The sequence below is a fragment of the Bradyrhizobium sp. SHOUNA76 genome (genome assembly GCF_023006445.1).
GTDB lineage: Bacteria > Pseudomonadota > Alphaproteobacteria > Rhizobiales > Xanthobacteraceae > Bradyrhizobium.
On record NZ_JALBHA010000089.1, the window covers coordinates 1 to 16,581 of the forward strand.

Below are 16,581 nucleotides of genomic sequence, written 5' to 3' on the forward strand. Positions count from 1 at the left end.
AAGCCGCGACCGACCGCGGCGTCGTCACCACGCACTTGCGCTCCGACGGCCGCCACAAGGCAAAGCTGTTCGTCGACGGCGGGCCGTCCTCGACCCAGACCGTCGGCCATCTGCGCATGGAGGGCCGCGAGGTCTTCAAGCATGCGGTCGGCATGATCACCGACGTCATCGTCGACGCCTTCCAGGCGACCGGGCTGAATGCCGACAGCATCGACTGGTTCGTGCCGCACCAGGCCAACAAGCGAATCATCGACGCATCCGCCCACAAGCTCCATATCGCGCCGGAGAAGGTGGTGCTGACGGTGGACCGTCACGGCAACACCTCGGCCGCCTCGATCCCGCTGGCGCTGTCGGTGGCGCGCAAGGACGGACGCATCAAGAAGGGCGATGTGGTCCTGCTGGAAGCGATGGGCGGCGGTTTCACCTGGGGCTCCGCGCTCGTGCGCTGGTAGAGCCACAGTCGATAAAATTTTGCCGAATCAGCGCGATTATCGATGCGGCTGCATTGATGAGCGCTGTTGACCGCCGTATCGTAAGCTCATAATTTCAGACAACAATTGTTCGCCGTGATGTGGGGCAGGGCGATGACCGATCAAAGTAAAACCGTAACGCGTGTCGATCTCTGCGAGGCCGTCTACCAGAAGGTGGGCCTGTCGCGGACGGAATCGTCCGCCTTCGTGGAACTCGTGCTGAAGGAGATCACCGATTGCCTGGAAAAGGGCGAGACGGTGAAGCTGTCCTCGTTCGGGTCCTTCATGGTCCGCAAGAAGGGTCAGCGCATCGGCCGTAACCCGAAGACCGGCACCGAGGTGCCGATCTCGCCGCGCCGGGTCATGGTGTTCAAGCCGTCGGCGATCCTGAAGCAGCGGATCAACGCCCAGCACCGCACCAATGGCGATGCCAGCAAGGCTCAACCCGAGGCGTAACCGCCTCCGCGAAGGATTTGGCATTTGGACAAGGCGCCGGATGCGTTCCGAACCATCAGCGAAGTAGCGCAGGAGCTCGACATTCCGCAGCACGTGCTGCGGTTCTGGGAGACCCGGTTCTCCCAGATCAAGCCGATGAAGCGCAGCGGCGGCCGCCGCTATTACCGCCCCGACGACGTCGACCTGCTCAAGGGCATCCGCCGCCTGCTCTACGGCGAGGGCTACACCATCCGCGGCGTGCAGCGGATCCTGAAGGAGCACGGCGTCAAATCGGTGCAGGGCCTCGCCGACAGCGCGGCCGCGGTCTCGTTCGGTGCGATCGAGGACGCCATCGGGGCCAGCCTGATGGAGCCCGAAGACGAGGAGGCGCCCATCAAGGGCGTCACGGACGCCGACGATGACGACTACCAGGGCGATGAAGAGGAAGGCATCGACTTCCGCTTCACCGAGGTCGACGACGAGGACATCCTCACCACCTTCCGCAAGGGCGGCACCCCCGCCGCACCCGCCGGCCCCAGCGCGCTGGACCGGGAACGGCTCGGCCGGGCGCTCGCCGACCTCGTTGCCATCAGGGAAATGCTGGATCAGGCGCTGAACGACGGATAGGGCGCTTTCGCCGGTTTTGCGGCCAGTTCCCGGGCTTGGACGGAGACACCAAAATGGTGTCGCTCGCCTTGCGCATCGCGCCGATCCTAGCTAATGGAACGACGTTCGGAGCGTGGCGCAGCCCGGTTAGCGCACTAGTCTGGGAGACTAGGGGTCGGAGGTTCAAATCCTCTCGCTCCGACCAAAATTCCAAGTGTTTTCACTCCCGTTTGCGGGCGGCCGGTTTACAGCGGATCGCCCGTTTACATTTGGTTTACAGTTTTGTTCGACGGGCATTCTCGGTCGACGTCCCTCTGGCGCAACCCGATTCGGCGCTCCGCGGAGAGCTTTGCGATGTATTGATCGCGGGCATTGTCGTGACGATTTTCCTCGCTCTTGCGTGGGCATTTGCCGAGCTGCGCAATCGGTAAGATGTTCGCCATCTCCCCCGCGCAGGTTATGTTCCATTGTGAACACAAGTGCGGGTGGTCCACTCCCTTCGGGACTGTAATCCCCTGAGCGCCCGCGCCTCGACAATCGCTGAGGCCGCTTCGGTCCGGGCGATCTGGGTCTCCTGTACGCTCACCTTTATCAGAGCGCGCAGGACTTGCGCTTGTAACCGCAGCCGCTGGTTCTCTAGGCGGGTAACCCTGGCGAGTTCGATCACGTCGCAAAACGTCAAGGCCGCATTCACATGCGATAAGATTCCAACAGCTGACGTATTCGCCGCGTGCAAGAAAGCCATGGCTATTGCGGCGGCAGGAGCGCATGCTGCGCTATGGGCGGCGCCGGCGCCGGCGTTTTGCGAAAGGCAGGCGCGCATGACCATCCGTTCCCGACGTGAAGTCGTCACTTTCAACCATCCGTTCCAGATCAAGGGTATCGATCGGCAGTTGCCGGCCGGCGCCTACGAGGTCGTCACCGACGAGGAGATGATCGAGAGCCTTTCGTTCCCAGCGTTCCGCCGCATTGCCACCATGATCGAGGTGCCGGCGGAGGGCTCGCGCGGGCTGAAGATGGGGGTGATCTCGATCGGCTCGGTCGATTTGGCAGACGCGCGGCGCACCGACGCAGGCATATCCGATGGCTGACGAACTGCTCGACCTCGACAGCCATCGGGGAGAACTGCGGCGGCTTGTCCAGCCTCTTTTACTTTGAGGAACAGCCTTTGCGCGGCTTGAGTTAAATCCTGGGTCAGCAGCCGGTCTCGCTATGAAGGATCTCACGAAGGAAACAATGGACGTCGCCGCCGCGCGGCACCTAGCGGGCGGCTTCAACTTCCGTGCCTACACTCCGCATAAGATTGCCCACGAGCTGATGCGCTGGGATCAGGTATTCAAGGACGCCGATTACACGCAGCTCGTTGCGGCCGTGACGAAGTGGCAAAGCAGCTCTCGCGATTAGGCAAAGAGGAGAGCAAAGAGGAGAGGAGAGAATTTACGGCATCAAGGACAAGCCGCCACATTTTGAATGGAGCTATGGAGCCGATCGGCTGTTTGCTCCAGGCTCCGGCGGGATCCAGGACTACCGCTGTATCACCATTGCTGCGACGATCAGTAGCCCGAAAAAGATCGGCAGCAATAGCGGAGGTACGAGCCACTCACGAAGACTAAATTTTGTGACGTTGGACATTTCGGACCGCCCTTCAAGACGGCGGGAGCGCAACGATCTCTCAGTCACCGATGACAGCCGGGTGGACGCGCGGTGATATGGGACAAATGGTGACGCCGGACTGAATAGGAAGGCCAGCAGCAACTTATTTGTCGCGAGCCGATTGTAATCCGGTCCAGAGTCGTCAGCTACTGCTTAGCCGCGGCGGGACCTCTCGAGATTGTTTCTCCGCTCCGCGAGGCTTTGGACTCTGAACTTGATCGGACCGGCCCCGTGATTGAATTTCCAAATCATAGTCGATCATATGACAGAACGCGGCGTGCCGTGCATTTCTGGGGATACGACAGCGCGATGGAGGCATCATTCTTCATAGAGGAAAGCGCATTGAGACGGCTTCGCCCGGATTGCCATGATGAACGTGGTTTCCTGGACGCGTTTGATTGCAATCGCGATGCGATATGTGCCGCCGCCGCCAAGGTTTACGTTAGAGGCAGCAGGGGCTCCTATGATCTGGTCGCCGGTAATTTTTCGAAACAAGCCTGAATGAGCCTTGCTGCGACGATCGCGGCTCGCCCGAAGGTCAATCTAAAGAGGGGTGGCAATGGGCAACTTCAAGGTAAATGTCGCGCGTATCGAAATGATCAAGCCGAACGAACGAGGCGAGGACATTCGTTTGACATTCCATTTCGAAGGCGATGAAACCAGCTTTACGTTGCCCATCTTCTTGAACTCTCGCGAGTTCGACGACACTGAAATCGTCAAGGTTGCGCGAAGCAAGTTGCATGACGTTTTCAGGCATCTTGCCAGTCAGTGCGAGGATTGGCAGTTGTCGGACGACGAGCGTCGCGAGCTTGCAAGGATCAACGTGCGGCCAAGTGTCTGGCTAAAGTCCACGCTGTCGAAATGAACCATTGCGGCTGCGGCGCCATAAGCGGGAATAGCGGACTGCATCCACACCGTTCAAGCTGCGCGTGCGACTTTTCAAATGGGGCCCGGACTTCACGTGGGCGCTCTAAGACCAAGCGACCGTAGCCAATCGTTGATGTGCGAGGCGGTCTCAGTCAGCTTGGCTTTCCTTTCGACGGCATCGCGCAGGGGGCCGGGCGGAAGCATCCTGGCTTGCTCATGCAGGCTTATGGCCTTTTCGGCTAGACGCTCTTCGAGGGATTTGGTCTGCTTGAAACGCTGGCGCATCGTGGTGCGGCTCCTGTCCATTGAGGAAGGCGGGAGCGCAACTGGCGTTCTCAGTCACAGACATCAGCCAAGGTCCGATCTGTGATGAGGAGAGTGTGCGCCTTAAAACTGCGACAAGCGAGTCATATACTAACTATTGGGTTCCGGTCGTCGGCTCAAGATTGCTCCGGACCTTTGTCAAATCGGGGCAGGCGTCGCTCGGCAACTGCTGCGAGCTTTGTCCAATCGCCTGCCAAGTGGAGCCACGCTTCCGCGGCGTGCTAAGGCTGGCATTTTCTGCGCCTCTTGGCGGCATTCGTCCGCCTGCTCGCGGAGCCGTTTTGCATCTTCTTGGCTCATAGCTTGAACTAGCCACAAGGTCGCTTGAGCGTCCACGCCCTTGAAGATTGCAGGACCTCAAAGAACACGGCGGCCCCTTATCTCGTCCTCGATTTCTTTGAGCAACTTGAGGAGCTCGGGAACGTCCATCTCCTGACGCGCGGCGTGCTTATAGCGCTCCACGAGCGTCAGCTTGGTCGTCGGAAAAGGTCCAGCCCCGCTTTCCATCGCCGTCTCCCTCCGTAGGTTCGTGGCCTCAATCGGTGCCTGGGGGCTAGTGACGCGGCCTGTCCTTGTTCTTCTGGATGGGAGGCGTGCTTGGGTTTAGCTTGCTCCAGAAGTGGTTCAGGACGGCGTTGATGGCCCAGTCGCTCTTGTTCGCCACTCTCGTCCGGAAGTCGATTATCCTTCTAACGCGATTGCGTGCACGGGATTGAAGGCGTCCTATCATGTCGGCGCTCGCAGGCCCGGCGATGAAACCCACTGGTCGACGTGAATAGCCATTTCGGCCTGACGAACCTTCTGCAGCACGTCGTCCCGGTCCGTGCCGGGCCGCAGCCTCTCGGCCTGATCGCGCCCGCGTTGCGCAAATTCGAAAAGCCGTTCTGAAAGTGTAGGAATACGAACCTGCACAGCGCTGCTCCCTGCTAGATTGGGCGGGAGCGCAATTGGCGGTCTCGTCACCGATAGAAGCCGTGGGCCGGGCGGTGATGAAGCGACTAGACGCCCTTTTCAGTAGGGAGTCGACATAATTCGGTTGGGGCGCTTCGAATTGTCAATTCGGTATACGAAGCAGGCTAACTAGGGGGGCCTCGAGGATTGCGCCCATGAGATTGCTGCAACCGACCTCGACGATGATTATCTCGTTGACGAGGAGGACGAAGAAGAAGCGGCTGCAACGCCGGCACCCGCGCCGGCTGCTCGAACCCCCAGCCTGAAACAGGCCGTACCGAAAAAACGGTTGCGAGAAAGCTGCCGCAGCGACCCTTACCGAAGGCGAAGAAGAAAGCCGCCGCATGAATTGATGGAGGGTAAGCAGTTACTTTGGTTCAGATTAAACGCAGCGAAATGCGCCAAATAGACGACGCCTTTGCCATGGGCTCAGGCTACGTGTTGAATTTCTCCGACCGCACCATGTCTGAATGGTTTGAAGACGAACTGGGCCATTCGCAGGGATGCCGACGCGGATAGACCTCAGGCGCCCTCGATCGCTTGCACACCTATTCATTGAAAAAGTTCGCCCATCTGCTCAAGCTGCGGGGCGCGCCGACAAATCAGGAAGAACCCCTACACAGTCGGGTAGGGCGCTATGTCAAATTGCTGGAAGCCGAACGTGAGCTGAAGCCAATCACCAAGCAGATTTTGAAGAACTGCATCGGCATCTTTCAGAGCTAAAACGACGTGCGCAATTCCCATTCGTTCGCGCATGACAATACTGTGGTCGAGAAAGAAGAGGCCCGGTTCATTTTCGAGACAGTCGTTTCAATACGATTTGTGCGTCCTGCTGAGGCTGCAAGGTTCGAGGCAGCCGGTACAGAAGCGGCAAGCTAGATGCTAGGAGTCAAAGCCAACCAGAGCTCCGCGTCGCAAAGGCGTACTTGCGAGTTTGCGACGAACGAGATCTCGACGCATTCATCGGCAAACACGAAGTTTTCCGCATGCCGGGTCAATGTCGACTATGGCGCGCGGACTGGCCCATCGAAGCTCATCCGTGACGAGGTTGAGCGGGAAGCCGTCCGCGTGTTCTAATGGCGCATACGGACGCCTTTTATCCGCCTTTGCGCACAATAAACGAAGCCGAGACAGTCGGCCGCGCGCTGCTGCGGGACCAGACGCACAATTATGCGCTGATGCCGACGCCGGAGGGGCGGCAGGCGCGTGCGCTCATCATGCGCGCGGTGGCGTGATTGGAGAGGCGTGTGATCGTTGTCACAGGACGCGCCGTCTCATCGGACTGGCGCTGCGCGGCCCGTCGGAGGCGGCCCCCGGGGCGTTTCCTCGATCCGTCGTCTTCGGATCAGTAGTTTTGCGGGGCCTTAGGCGTGGCCCTTGATCTCGTAATGGCCGGGCACGCATTTGTATCGATCCAGGCGCCAATTGGCGTGATAGATCGGATGCTCGCCCATCCATTTCGCCAGCGGTGCCTGTGCGCCGACCGCGCACTGCATCATCGAAATCTCGGGCGTCATGTTGCTGTCGGTCACGATTTCCTCGACGCAACTGCCTGAGCTAGCTGCGCTAAGCCGGCAGAGCACGGCAACGATGGTCACGAACATTCCTGTCACCTCATCGGTAGTTTCAGACCACGAAGAGGATGCAAGCGGAGTGCCAGAGCCTGTGACACGCAAACAACACGCTGGCCTGGCCGACTCAACCCAGCGTCCGGAGTCCATTTGATGATTCGGATTGTAAAAAAATTCCCCATAAACCGAAGCCGGACAAATACGGGAACCCGACAGTTTTGCCCGATTGCGGGACCGGCGCTCTGAGGGGCGACCGCACATCAAAGCGGCGGAATAGTCCATCCGCCGAAATAAGCGATGTCGAACATGATGGCGCACCGCTTTTACCTGCGGATGCAGCGCTGCTACATTTTGCGCGCGCCCGGCGAGCGGTGCGCTAACGAAGAAACTACCGACAGGGAGGGGCCGAAAGTCCCATGAAGGATTTTGCTGGAAGGATCGCGGTCGTGACCGGCGGCGGCACGGGAATGGGGCGCGAGCTCGCACGGCAGCTCGTGGCCGAGGGCTGCAATGTCGCGATGTGCGACGTCTCGGAGGCCGCGATGGCCGAGACCAAGCGGCTCTGCGAGGCCGAGAAGCTGCCGCAGGGCCTGCGCGTCACGACGCATGTCGCCGACGTCGCGATCGAGGATCATCTGAAGCGTTTTCGCGATGAGCTCGCCGAGCAGCAGAAGACCGACAAGATCCATCTGCTGTTCAACAATGCCGGCATCGGCGGCGGCGGCAGCCTGTTCACCAACACGCGCGAGCAGTGGGAGCGCACCTTCAACATCTGCTGGGGCGGCGTCTATCTCGGCGTACGCACCTTCCTGCCGATGCTGGTCGCCGCGGACGAGGCCCACATCGTCAACACCGCGAGTGTCAACGGCTTCTGGGCGTCGATCGGCATGGGCCAGGCCCACACCGCCTACAGCTCGGCGAAGTTCGCGGTGAAGGGATTTACCGAAGCGCTGATCAACGACCTGCGCCTGCACGCGCCGCACGTCAAATGCTCGGTGGTGATGCCTGGTCACATCGGCACCTCGATCGTCTCCAATTCGCGCAAGGTGCAGAGCGCCGATGGATCGGAGCGGCTCAATTCCGACGAGGTCGCGCTGACCCGCAAGCGCATGGTCGCCGCCGGCGTGCCAGATGCTGACAAAATGTCGGACGAGGACATCCAGGCGGCGTTCGCCGAGCGCGCCCGCAGCTTCCTCGAGGATGCGCCGACCAGCGCGGCAGGGGCCGCGAAGATCATCCTCGACGGCGTCAAGGCGGAGCGCTGGCGCATCCTCGTCGGCGAGGACGCCGAGCGGCTCGACGCACGCGTGCGTGCGACGCCCGAGCAGGCCTATGACCGCGCCTTCTACGAAAGTTTTACGCAGGAGGTCGGCTGGCGGCTCGGTTGAGACCGCCGGGCCGAGCCTCGTCGAACGCGCGCGCATGTAGGTATGATAGTCATCATGTCAAGAGCCGCGCCGGTCAATCGACCGGCCGTCTGCCGCGCGCGTTCGCCATCTCATGACAAAATGGAATGTCACGCATGACGTGAATGTTTGTTCAAGCGATGGTGATCTCGAACGGCTCTCATTCGGCGCACGGCTGCTTGGTCGGGGAACCGAAATGGTTTAGTCAGTCTGGTGTAAGCGATGACAGAGCGTAGCTCACGATGATGCCCGCATGCCTCTCCGACGACTTGGTCCTTTGCCCGGAACGAGAGGACATCTCCGCTGAATTCACGCGGCTGCTCATCGCGGCGCAGGAGGGCGGGGCCACAATTGCCGAATGCCTGATGATTGCGCGGCAGCTGAAGCGGGGCGACGATCAGTCCTGGCATCGTGAGTGGAAGCGGCTGGCGCAGGCCAACCGGCAGCGCGCCGAGGCCGCCTTCACGGACGGTCACATGGCGAGCGCCCAGCGCAACTGGCTCCGCGCCATGAACTATTATGGTGCGGCGGCGATGCCGCTGGAGCCGGACGACGAGCGCCGCTGGGTTGCGGTGCTCGCGATGCAGGATTGCGCGCGCCGCTACCTTTCGGCGCGCAGCCCGGCGGGCGAGGTCGTGACGATTCCCTGGCTCGACGGGCACGCGTTGCAGGGCTACTTCCTCCCTGCGCCGTCGGGAAGCGGCCAGGCGCCGACCGTGATCTGCATCGGCGAGCCCGGCCACCGCAAGGAGGAGTTCCTGTTCAAGCTCGTGCCGCATGCGCGCGAGCGTGGATTCTCGATGCTGGCGCTTGATCTGTTCGGCGACCAGCGCGACGATTTTATCGATGCGCTGCTGCGGCGGAGCGATCTCGAGAGCGCGATTCCCTGCGTCATGGACTATCTGGAGGCGCGCAGTGACGTCGATTTCGCGCGCGTCGGAATCATCGCCGACGGCTGGGGCTCTTCCTTCGTGGCGCGTGCGGTGATGCAGGAGCCGCGGCTTGCCGCCGCCGTCTGCGATGGCGGCCTGTGGGACCTGCACGAGCGGGCCTACTTTGCCAGCCGATTCGCGATGAGCGACCTCAGCATCGTGCCGGTGCCGCATGCGCCGCTGATGGCCTCCAGCGCCGACTGTCCGGTGCTGATCACGCTCGGCGAGGACGGCTGGCTCAAGGCCGACCGGGCGCGTCAGATCGTCCAGAACCCCCGGCTCGGCAGCTCGAACGTCATGTTGAAGGTGTTCACTGCGGCCGAGACCGGTGCGGAGCAGGGCCATGCGGACAATCCGAGCCTTGCCAACGAATACATCTTCGACTGGCTCGAATCGCGGCTCGGCGCCGCTGCCCGGCGGATCTGAGCGCCGCTAGAAGTCAAGCGAGATCCGGACGCAGGCCTTCTCGAGGCGATTCTTCAGCGTCGCGAGCTTGGTGGTGAATTCCGTCAGTTCGTTCTCGTCGAACTCCTGGAAGACGAATTCGCGGATCGTCTTGTACTGCTCGTTGAGGCTTGCGATGTGCTTCTGTGTCTTCTCGGCCAGCGACAATCGCACCACGCGGGCGTCGGTCGGCGAGGGGCGACGGCGCAACAGGCCCTTCTTCTCGAGCAGCTTGGACTGCGTGGTGATGAAGGACGGATCGACGTTGAGGAGCTTGGAGACGGCGTTGACCGGGATGCCATCGTCCTTGTCGAGGTCGGAGATGGCCATCAGGATCAGCCATTGCGGGCCGCTGATGCCGAGCGTCTTCGCCCAGAACTGACGCAATTCCTCCAGATGCATGTTGATCGACGATATCTCCCAGGTGAAGCGCCTGATGATATCCAGGTTGCCGATCGAGCGCATTCGCGCTCCTTCTTTCCTCGTCGCGGACACAGCGTCACTCCAGTGAACGATAGTTCAGGCCGGTGTTCGTTGAGGGCCATAGTCCACGCAAGCCTGCTCTGACGCAAGTGCAGAGCAGGGTAATCTCGTCATTAAAATTACAAAGATGATCTGCTCAGCGAGTGGGCCGGGAACATACGGTGTGGCGCGCGGGGCACAGGTGAACGAAACCATAAGGCTGATCTAATAAACTATTTTGATTAGCGAACGACGCACTGCATATTGTTCCCTGACGGTGGGGGGTACTCGATCGTCCCGTTGCAGGTGGTTCGCTCACGTTCCTCGCGTCGAAAAGCGGGGGTGTCCGAAAGCGGCCGAGCGGATTTGAGAGGCGGGGATCTGGGGGGCCTCACGGTCCGTCTCCGCAGAATGAGCAACTTGGAGGTTTTAAATGAAAGTGGTGAAGAGCCTTTTGCTCGGCACTGCGGCTGGTCTGATCGCCGTCGGTGGAGCCCAGGCGGCCGATCTTCCGGTCAAGGCCAAGGCAGTCGAGTACGTCAAGATCTGCTCGCTGTACGGCGCGGGCTACTACTACATCCCCGGCACCGACACCTGCATCAAGCTGGGCGGCTATGTGCGCGCCGAAGTGGCGCTCAATGCCGGCGGTAACTACAGCGCCCAGTACAACGGCGTGTTCGCGGCCAACAACCGCCTGACCAACTACTACTCGATGCGCGCTCGTGAAGATCTCAACATCGACACGCGCACCGCGACCGAATACGGCGTCGTCCGCACCTATTTCGACGCGGTCTTCACCTGGACGACCGGCAATTACGGCGGGACGGGTTCGGCCACGGGCGCGACGCAGTACAGCGGCACGATCGGCCTCAATGCGGCCGGCACCGGTCTCACCGGCTCGAGCGGCGGCAACGTCAACGGCACCGACGGCAACACCTCGGGCGGTGCGCTCGGCGTGTATTACGCCTTCATCCAGTTCGCCGGCTTCACCATGGGTAAGGCCGTGTCGCAGTTCGACGCGCCCTGGATCAACTATCCCGGCAACAACTTCGACCAGCTCGTCGGCGGCAGCGGCAGCACCAACGGCGTGGCGCAGTTCACCTACACGGCCGATTTCGGCCAGGGCATCACGGCCGCGTTCTCGGCGCAGGACCAGACGCAGGTCTTCCAGACCAGCCTCTGGAACACGGCGGGCATGTCGACCACGGGCGTGCTCGGCGGTGCGTACGGCTCCAACGCCATCGGCGGCAGCCGCTCGCCGGACCTCGTCGCGATGGTTCGTGTCGATCAGGCCTGGGGCCTTTTCCAGGCGTCGGTCGCCGCGCACGACAACCATGTCGCCTATTACGGCGCCAACGAAGCCACTGGTCATCCGGAAGACAAGTGGGGCTGGGCCGTTCAGCTCGCGTTGGGCATCAAGAACATCCCGACCGGCGCAGGCGACGTGATCAACATCTCGGGCGTCTACACTGAAGGCGCGAGCCGCTACAACTTCCAGGAGCTGGCCGCGACCAGCTACTCGATGTTCGGCAGCTCGAATGCCGCTTATCAGAGCATCGGTTTCGCCGGCGTGTCTGACGCGGTGTTCGCGCCCGGCGGCGGCCTCGAGCTGACCAAGACCTATGGCTTCCGGGGTGCCTTCACCCACAACTGGAGCCCGTACTGGAACACGGCGCTCTACGGCGCGTGGGCTGCGGTCAACTACAACGGCACCGCGAAGGGCCTGATCTGCGGCAGCGCCGCGTTCGCCACCCTGACCGGCACCTGCAACCCGGACTTCAGCATCGGCCAGGTCGGCGTCATCACCCGCTGGACCCCGGTGAAGAACCTGACCTTCTCGGCTGACTTCACCTACAGCCATCTCGATCAGAAGTATTCGGGTGCGATCACGACCGCAGCGCTGACGGGCGTCGCCAAGCCGGCGGCGACCTACGAGCTGAAGGACCAGGACACCTACAGCCTGCTGCTGCGCGCCCAGCGCAACTGGTAAGCTTTCGGGTTCTTCGATGCGACACAGCCCCGGCGGGAGACCGCCGGGGCTTTTTTTGCGCGGACTTTCGGAAATCCCAATGGCCCGTGCAGCGGACGAGGACGTGCCATGCGCTTCAACCGTCCTCGAATTAATTTACTTACATGAGCTACTAAGCTATATAGCTTTCAGCCAGATACGAAAGTTGCGGCTCTTAGCTTCATGCTAAGCCTCCAGAAACCTCCGGTGATGCCCCGCCGGAGGTTTTTCGTTTTGGATGGGCTTCAACCGCGCATGACGCGGGCGCGTGCGTTCGGCCGGTAGGCGAGGCGGCTGTGGCCGGCGCAATAGGGCTGGCCGTCGGGCGCGGAGTTGCCGCAGAAGCAGAAATCCTCGGCGCCGGGCGTCGAGATCGGCCAGCGGCAGCGGTTCTCGGCAAGCTCCAGCAGCGAGCAGCGATTGGCGTCGTCGATCGGACCCGTCACCACGGGGGCGTCGGTCTCGCCATAGATCGTGGCGAGCATCTCATATTGCAGCCGTGGCACGGCCCTCGATGCCCGCGCCAAGCCCCGCTCCTGAACCTTGCGGTCGTCATTCGTCCGGCCACGCGTCAGATTGAGGCGAGACAGCTTGCCGATCACGGCGTTGCGGCTGACGCCGATGTCGGCGGCGATCTCGCGGCAGGAGAGGCCGGCCTCGAAGTGCCGCTTCAGAAGTTCGATGCGTTCGTCGGTCCAGGTCGGGGAGAGAACAGGCATGTGTAACGGTCCCAGGTTGCAGATGTGGCCATCCGCTTCTCGAAATCCGTCCGCTTCACGTTCGGCGCGCGCTCACGTCCTGCCATTGTCGCGGATCGACAAAAGTCCGTCCTTGATGGCGAGACGGATGCCTTCCTCGATCAAGGTACGCGCGACGCCGGGAACGCTGGTGCCGTGGGTGCCCTGTCTCACCAACTTCTCCAGGTAGGTGATGGTCGAGAGCGCCAAGGTTACGGGAATACGGTCAGTCTCGGCTTTTTCGGTGGCCATGGCCTGAACGCTAGCCTCTTACTCAGGTACATAAAAGTAACGATTAAGACTCTATTTAGGTTCGGGGACGGAAGTCAAATGCAGCCTGAGCTTGACGCTCAGTGTGTTGGAATCGCACAGGAAATCAGACACGACTGGGATCGCCGCGCGGACGACCGGCGGCGGCGTGGCGTCAACAGGTCGGGGAACGGTGGCCGGGCTCAGCCGTGCACGAGCGCCTTTTCGATCATGCAATGGATGCCCTTGGCGCCGTTGACGGTCTGGGTCACCCGCAGATCGGCCGCCAGGCTGCACAGCGTGTAGGCGTCCTCGCGCGACAGGTTTCGCTTCTCGCCGAGCAGTGCGATCATGTCGCGCAGCGCGCGCACCACGCATTGGTCGAGGTCGGGGTCCATCGCCATGGTCATGTAGTGGGTCGCCGTCTCGGCGCGGGGATAGTCGAACCGGAGGTCCTTGCGCAGCGTCAGGCGGAAGCGGCCCTGGAGCGCAGTCTCGATCGCGGTGACGCAGACTTCGCCGTCGCCTTGCACGCCATGGCCGTCGCCGCAGGAGAACATCGCGCCCGGCACGAACACCGGCAAATAGAGCGTCGCGCCGGCACCTAACTCCTTGTTGTCGAGATTGCCGCCCATGGCGCGCGGGATCAGCGAGGAGATGCGGCCCCAACTCGGTGGCGGTGAAACGCCCATCACGCCGAAGAACGGTTTGAGGGGCAGATCGAGGCCCCACGGCATGCGGCCGACCATCCTGATACGGTCGAGCGGGATGTTGAGGATGCGCGTCTCGTGGAAATCGTCGGGCAGGGTGCCGGACAACGGCTTGATCATGTTCCAGCCCCAATCCTGCCGGAGCTGAACGTCGAGGATCTCGACCGCGAGCACGTCGCCGGGCTCGGCGCCTTCGACCGCGATCGGGCCGGTGAGGATGTGGCCGGGCAGCATGCGCTCGTTGTCGGCGTGAACCTCGTGCATCTCGGGCGGTATATGAAACTTGTCGCGGTCGGGCAGCATGTCGGGGCCGCCGCTGATGGTGTCGACCGTTACCTCATCGCCGCTCGCGATGGTGAGGACGGGCTTGAGCGCGGCTTCGAAGAAGCCCCAATGGCAGGTTTTGGGGCTGGAATGCAGGTGGTGATGGGTCATTTGCCGCGTCCGGTCACTTTCATCAGGCCGGGCTTGACCCGGCGATCGATCCTCTTTCAAGAAGATTTCCGAGGATCGTCGGGCAGGTCAAGCCCTGCGCAGACTGCAAGATCATTCCAGCGAGGCTTCCCTGTTTTTCGTTCTGTCCAAGACCCTCGGCGCCGCGCTGCTGCCGATCAACCTTCTGGTCGAGCTCGGCATCCTGTCGCTGGTGCTGATGGCGACGCGCTTTGCCGCGCTCGGCCGCAAGCTTGCCGTGACCACGCTGGTGCTGCTGGCGCTGGCGGCGTTCTCGCCGCTCGGCAATCTCCTGATCTATCCGCTTGAATCGCGCTTTCCCGCGTGGGACGCCTCGCGCGGCGCGCCCGACGGCATCATCGTGCTCGGCGGCTCGGTCGACACCGATCTGTCGGCGGCGCATCGCACGCCGGTGGTCGCGCACGCAGCCGATCGTCTGTTTGCGCCGGCCGAGCTCGCACGCCGGTATCCGAATGCGCGCATCGTGTTTACCGGCGGAACCGCGAACCTGGTCTCGACCGACGCCAGGGAAGCCGACTACTCCGCGCCGATCCTGGAAAATCTCGGCATAGCGAAGGAGCGCCTCATCCTGGAACGGAGCTCCCGCAACACCTGGGAGAATGCGATCTTCACCAGGCAGCTGGTGACGCCGAAGCCGGGCGAGCGCTGGCTGCTGGTGACCTCGGCCTTCCACATGCCGCGCTCGATGGGAATCTTCCGCAAGGCCGGATTTGACGTCGAGGCCTATCCCGTGGATTGGCGGATGGGCGGACGTGACGATCTTCTTTCCTTCACCAACATGGGTGCGGACGGGCTGGGCCGAACCGAAGTTGCGGTGCGCGAATGGATCGGCCTCCTGGCTTACCGTCTGATGGGCAGGACCGGCGAGTTGCTTCCGGGCCCCACCAAGGACTAGAACGAGGACCGCAAAACAAGAACACGCGGCGCGCGATCGCCGGTCCGGAGGAAGCCATGCAACAGCAGAATGCAGACAGCATCGATCTCGCCGGCCTCGTCGCCGATCTCAACAGCCTGCTGCGGCTGAAGACGACAGTGATCGGCATGAAGCTGTTCGCGCAAGCGGCGGAGATGGAGGCGATCCCGAAAATCCGGCGGCCGAATGCGATCCACACCACCGACCAGATCGTCTCGATGGCCGCACGGCTGGGCTGGACGGTCGGCATCACCGCCGATGATCTTGTCGGCGCGCAATGCCGCGCGGTGATCGGGCTTGCGCCGCAGGACGAGACATGGCTCGCCGGCGAAAATTATGTCGGGGTCTGGCACGGCACGGCCGAGGACGCGCGCAAGCGCCAGGAGGCGCTGGACGTGGTTCCGTTCGGACAATATCAGGCGCTCGCCGTCAGTCCGCTTGCGAGCGGCCGGCTCGATCCGCCCGACATCTGCCTCGTCTATGCGACGCCCGGGCAGATGATCATCCTGATCAACGGGCTGCAATATACCGGCTACAAGAAGTTCGAATGGGGCGTGGTCGGCGAGACTGCTTGCGCGGATTCGTGGGGCCGGGCGCTCAAGACCGGGGAGCCCAGCCTGTCCTTGCCATGCTATGCCGAACGGCGCTATGGCGGCGTGCCGGACGAGGAAATGCTGATGGCCTTGAAGCCGTCGTATCTCGCCAAGGCGGTTCTGGGCATGAAGGCGCTGGCCAAGAACGGCCTGCGCTATCCGATCCCGCCCTATGGCATTCAAAGCGACGTCCGTGCCGGCATGGGCGTGAGTTACGCGAAGAAGTAAAGGCCGATCATGAGCTCTGCGAAATTCGATATCGTCATCTATGGTGCGACCGGTTTCACCGGCCAGCTCGTCGCCGAGTATCTGACGAGGCACTACAAGACCGACAATTCGCTCAAATGGGCGATGGCAGGCCGTAGCCTCGGCAAGCTGAAATCGGTACGCGATGCGATCGGCGCGCCCGGGAATACGCCGCTGATCGTTGCGGATGCGTCGGACGCAGCCTCGCTGAAGGCGATGGCGGAGCAGACGATGTCGGTGATCACGACGGTCGGTCCGTATCAGCTCTACGGCGAGGAATTGTTAGCTGCCTGCGTCGCCACCGGCACGGATTATTTCGATCTCTGCGGTGAGCCGATCTGGATGCGGCAGATGATCGACAAGTACGAGGCGGCTGCGAAAGAGAGCGGCGCGCGCATCGTGTTTTCCTGCGGTTATGATTCCGTGCCGTTCGAGCTTGGGACCTTCTTCGTGCAGGAAGAGGCCAAGCGGGTGTTCGGCGCGCCGGCGCCGCGCGTGAAGGGCCGCGTGCGCGACATGCGCGGCACGCT

At 62.1% G+C, this 16,581-nt stretch carries 22 protein-coding genes and 1 tRNA gene; 16 read left to right on the plus strand and 7 right to left on the minus strand.

Features of this window, described 5'->3' with window-relative positions; genetic code table 11:
• The 8 genes from MOV74_RS13160 to MOV74_RS13195 form a co-directional block, all read left to right on the plus strand.
• The coding region (locus tag MOV74_RS13160; protein WP_309486800.1) for a 3-oxoacyl-[acyl-carrier-protein] synthase III C-terminal domain-containing protein at positions 1 to 452 on the plus strand (452 nt) is incomplete at its 5' end.
• A gap of 132 nt (positions 453 to 584) precedes the next feature.
• Positions 585 to 926 carry an integration host factor subunit alpha gene (locus tag MOV74_RS13165; RefSeq protein ID WP_018456841.1) on the plus strand — a complete coding sequence of 114 codons (342 nt, stop codon included), beginning with the start codon at positions 585 to 587 and terminating at the stop codon, positions 924 to 926.
• Positions 927 to 950: 24 nt separating this feature from the next.
• A complete protein-coding gene (locus tag MOV74_RS13170) occupies positions 951 to 1,532 on the plus strand; it encodes a MerR family transcriptional regulator (protein WP_246922358.1) in 582 nt (193 codons plus the stop codon).
• A 106-nt stretch (positions 1,533 to 1,638) separates the two neighbouring features.
• Positions 1,639 to 1,716 (plus strand) — tRNA-Pro (locus MOV74_RS13175).
• Between the two features lie 616 nt (positions 1,717 to 2,332).
• Positions 2,333 to 2,602, plus strand: coding sequence for a hypothetical protein (locus tag MOV74_RS13180; RefSeq protein WP_246922361.1), 270 nt, complete (start codon positions 2,333 to 2,335; stop codon positions 2,600 to 2,602).
• 145 nt (positions 2,603 to 2,747) lie between these two features.
• Positions 2,748 to 2,915 carry a hypothetical protein gene (locus MOV74_RS13185; RefSeq protein ID WP_246922364.1) on the plus strand — a complete coding sequence of 56 codons (168 nt, stop codon included), beginning with the start codon at positions 2,748 to 2,750 and terminating at the stop codon, positions 2,913 to 2,915.
• 480 nt (positions 2,916 to 3,395) lie between these two features.
• Entirely contained in the window at positions 3,396 to 3,665 is a 270-nt protein-coding gene (locus tag MOV74_RS13190; RefSeq protein WP_309486931.1) for a DUF1488 domain-containing protein, read from the plus strand.
• A gap of 58 nt (positions 3,666 to 3,723) precedes the next feature.
• On the plus strand, positions 3,724 to 4,029 hold the full coding sequence (locus MOV74_RS13195) for a hypothetical protein (RefSeq protein WP_246922367.1): 306 nt from the start codon (positions 3,724 to 3,726) through the stop codon (positions 4,027 to 4,029).
• Positions 4,030 to 4,712: 683 nt separating this feature from the next.
• On the opposite strand, the gene MOV74_RS13205 is transcribed toward MOV74_RS13195, so the two are convergent.
• Together MOV74_RS13205 and MOV74_RS13210 are read right to left on the minus strand one after the other, a co-directional pair.
• Positions 4,713 to 4,862: a hypothetical protein gene (locus MOV74_RS13205; protein ID WP_246922373.1), complete on the minus strand. Its 150-nt coding sequence runs from the start codon at positions 4,860 to 4,862 to the stop codon at positions 4,713 to 4,715.
• A 219-nt stretch (positions 4,863 to 5,081) separates the two neighbouring features.
• Positions 5,082 to 5,267, minus strand: coding sequence for a hypothetical protein (locus MOV74_RS13210; RefSeq protein WP_246922376.1), 186 nt, complete (start codon positions 5,265 to 5,267; stop codon positions 5,082 to 5,084).
• Between the two features lie 579 nt (positions 5,268 to 5,846).
• Here MOV74_RS13210 and MOV74_RS13215 point away from each other — a divergent pair.
• Together MOV74_RS13215 and MOV74_RS13220 are read left to right on the plus strand one after the other, a co-directional pair.
• Positions 5,847 to 6,029: a hypothetical protein gene (locus MOV74_RS13215; protein WP_246922380.1), complete on the plus strand. Its 183-nt coding sequence runs from the start codon at positions 5,847 to 5,849 to the stop codon at positions 6,027 to 6,029.
• A 353-nt stretch (positions 6,030 to 6,382) separates the two neighbouring features.
• Positions 6,383 to 6,541, plus strand: coding sequence for a hypothetical protein (locus tag MOV74_RS13220; RefSeq protein WP_246922383.1), 159 nt, complete (start codon positions 6,383 to 6,385; stop codon positions 6,539 to 6,541).
• Between the two features lie 129 nt (positions 6,542 to 6,670).
• Here MOV74_RS13220 and MOV74_RS13225 read toward each other — a convergent pair whose 3' ends face one another.
• Positions 6,671 to 6,910, minus strand: a complete 240-nt coding sequence (locus tag MOV74_RS13225; RefSeq protein ID WP_246922386.1) for a hypothetical protein — start codon at positions 6,908 to 6,910, stop codon at positions 6,671 to 6,673.
• Between the two features lie 383 nt (positions 6,911 to 7,293).
• On the opposite strand from MOV74_RS13225, the gene MOV74_RS13230 reads away from it, so the two are divergent.
• Both MOV74_RS13230 and MOV74_RS13235 read left to right on the plus strand, forming a co-directional pair.
• Complete coding sequence (locus MOV74_RS13230) at positions 7,294 to 8,265, plus strand: SDR family oxidoreductase (RefSeq protein ID WP_246922389.1); 972 nt, start codon at positions 7,294 to 7,296, stop codon at positions 8,263 to 8,265.
• A gap of 260 nt (positions 8,266 to 8,525) precedes the next feature.
• Complete coding sequence (locus tag MOV74_RS13235; RefSeq protein ID WP_246922392.1) at positions 8,526 to 9,641, plus strand: alpha/beta hydrolase; 1,116 nt, start codon at positions 8,526 to 8,528, stop codon at positions 9,639 to 9,641.
• A 6-nt stretch (positions 9,642 to 9,647) separates the two neighbouring features.
• Here the strand turns inward: MOV74_RS13235 and MOV74_RS13240 are convergent, their stop codons facing one another.
• On the minus strand, positions 9,648 to 10,154 hold the full coding sequence (locus MOV74_RS13240; protein WP_246922396.1) for a MarR family winged helix-turn-helix transcriptional regulator: 507 nt from the start codon (positions 10,152 to 10,154) through the stop codon (positions 9,648 to 9,650).
• 400 nt (positions 10,155 to 10,554) lie between these two features.
• Between MOV74_RS13240 and MOV74_RS13245 the strand changes: the two genes are divergently transcribed.
• Entirely contained in the window at positions 10,555 to 12,111 is a 1,557-nt protein-coding gene (locus tag MOV74_RS13245) for a porin (protein ID WP_246922399.1), read from the plus strand.
• Positions 12,112 to 12,374: 263 nt separating this feature from the next.
• Here MOV74_RS13245 and MOV74_RS13250 read toward each other — a convergent pair whose 3' ends face one another.
• The 3 genes from MOV74_RS13250 to MOV74_RS13260 all read right to left on the minus strand — a co-directional run bounded on the left by MOV74_RS13250 (position 12,375) and on the right by MOV74_RS13260 (position 14,260).
• Complete coding sequence (locus MOV74_RS13250) at positions 12,375 to 12,848, minus strand: GcrA family cell cycle regulator (RefSeq protein WP_246922402.1); 474 nt, start codon at positions 12,846 to 12,848, stop codon at positions 12,375 to 12,377.
• Positions 12,849 to 12,920: 72 nt separating this feature from the next.
• Positions 12,921 to 13,118 carry a hypothetical protein gene (locus tag MOV74_RS13255; RefSeq protein ID WP_007603456.1) on the minus strand — a complete coding sequence of 66 codons (198 nt, stop codon included), beginning with the start codon at positions 13,116 to 13,118 and terminating at the stop codon, positions 12,921 to 12,923.
• Positions 13,119 to 13,318: 200 nt separating this feature from the next.
• Positions 13,319 to 14,260, minus strand: a complete 942-nt coding sequence (locus tag MOV74_RS13260; RefSeq protein ID WP_246922404.1) for an acetamidase/formamidase family protein — start codon at positions 14,258 to 14,260, stop codon at positions 13,319 to 13,321.
• 166 nt (positions 14,261 to 14,426) lie between these two features.
• Between MOV74_RS13260 and MOV74_RS13265 the strand changes: the two genes are divergently transcribed.
• From MOV74_RS13265 to MOV74_RS13275, 3 genes are all read left to right on the plus strand, one after another.
• Positions 14,427 to 15,194: a YdcF family protein gene (locus MOV74_RS13265; RefSeq protein ID WP_246922412.1), complete on the plus strand. Its 768-nt coding sequence runs from the start codon at positions 14,427 to 14,429 to the stop codon at positions 15,192 to 15,194.
• A gap of 56 nt (positions 15,195 to 15,250) precedes the next feature.
• A complete protein-coding gene (locus tag MOV74_RS13270; RefSeq protein ID WP_246922406.1) occupies positions 15,251 to 16,033 on the plus strand; it encodes a DUF169 domain-containing protein in 783 nt (260 codons plus the stop codon).
• Between the two features lie 9 nt (positions 16,034 to 16,042).
• The coding region (locus MOV74_RS13275; RefSeq protein ID WP_246922408.1) for a trans-acting enoyl reductase family protein at positions 16,043 to 16,581 on the plus strand (539 nt) is incomplete at its 3' end.

What these genes read in the sequence shown, in the direction of transcription:
- MOV74_RS13165 (WP_018456841.1), top strand. Translation starts at nt 585, where the DNA reads ATGACCGATCAAAGTAAAACCGTAACGCGTGTCGATCTCTGCGAGGCC.
- MOV74_RS13180 (WP_246922361.1), top strand. Translation starts at nt 2,333, where the DNA reads ATGACCATCCGTTCCCGACGTGAAGTCGTCACTTTCAACCATCCGTTC.
- MOV74_RS13185 (WP_246922364.1), top strand. Translation starts at nt 2,748, where the DNA reads ATGGACGTCGCCGCCGCGCGGCACCTAGCGGGCGGCTTCAACTTCCGT.
- MOV74_RS13195 (WP_246922367.1), top strand. Translation starts at nt 3,724, where the DNA reads ATGGGCAACTTCAAGGTAAATGTCGCGCGTATCGAAATGATCAAGCCG.
- MOV74_RS13205 (WP_246922373.1), bottom strand. Translation starts at nt 4,862, where the DNA reads ATGGAAAGCGGGGCTGGACCTTTTCCGACGACCAAGCTGACGCTCGTG.
- MOV74_RS13220 (WP_246922383.1), top strand. Translation starts at nt 6,383, where the DNA reads ATGGCGCATACGGACGCCTTTTATCCGCCTTTGCGCACAATAAACGAA.
- MOV74_RS13225 (WP_246922386.1), bottom strand. Translation starts at nt 6,910, where the DNA reads ATGTTCGTGACCATCGTTGCCGTGCTCTGCCGGCTTAGCGCAGCTAGC.
- MOV74_RS13230 (WP_246922389.1), top strand. Translation starts at nt 7,294, where the DNA reads ATGAAGGATTTTGCTGGAAGGATCGCGGTCGTGACCGGCGGCGGCACG.
- MOV74_RS13235 (WP_246922392.1), top strand. Translation starts at nt 8,526, where the DNA reads ATGATGCCCGCATGCCTCTCCGACGACTTGGTCCTTTGCCCGGAACGA.
- MOV74_RS13245 (WP_246922399.1), top strand. Translation starts at nt 10,555, where the DNA reads ATGAAAGTGGTGAAGAGCCTTTTGCTCGGCACTGCGGCTGGTCTGATC.
- MOV74_RS13250 (WP_246922402.1), bottom strand. Translation starts at nt 12,848, where the DNA reads ATGCCTGTTCTCTCCCCGACCTGGACCGACGAACGCATCGAACTTCTG.
- MOV74_RS13255 (WP_007603456.1), bottom strand. Translation starts at nt 13,118, where the DNA reads ATGGCCACCGAAAAAGCCGAGACTGACCGTATTCCCGTAACCTTGGCG.
- MOV74_RS13260 (WP_246922404.1), bottom strand. Translation starts at nt 14,260, where the DNA reads ATGACCCATCACCACCTGCATTCCAGCCCCAAAACCTGCCATTGGGGC.
- MOV74_RS13270 (WP_246922406.1), top strand. Translation starts at nt 15,251, where the DNA reads ATGCAACAGCAGAATGCAGACAGCATCGATCTCGCCGGCCTCGTCGCC.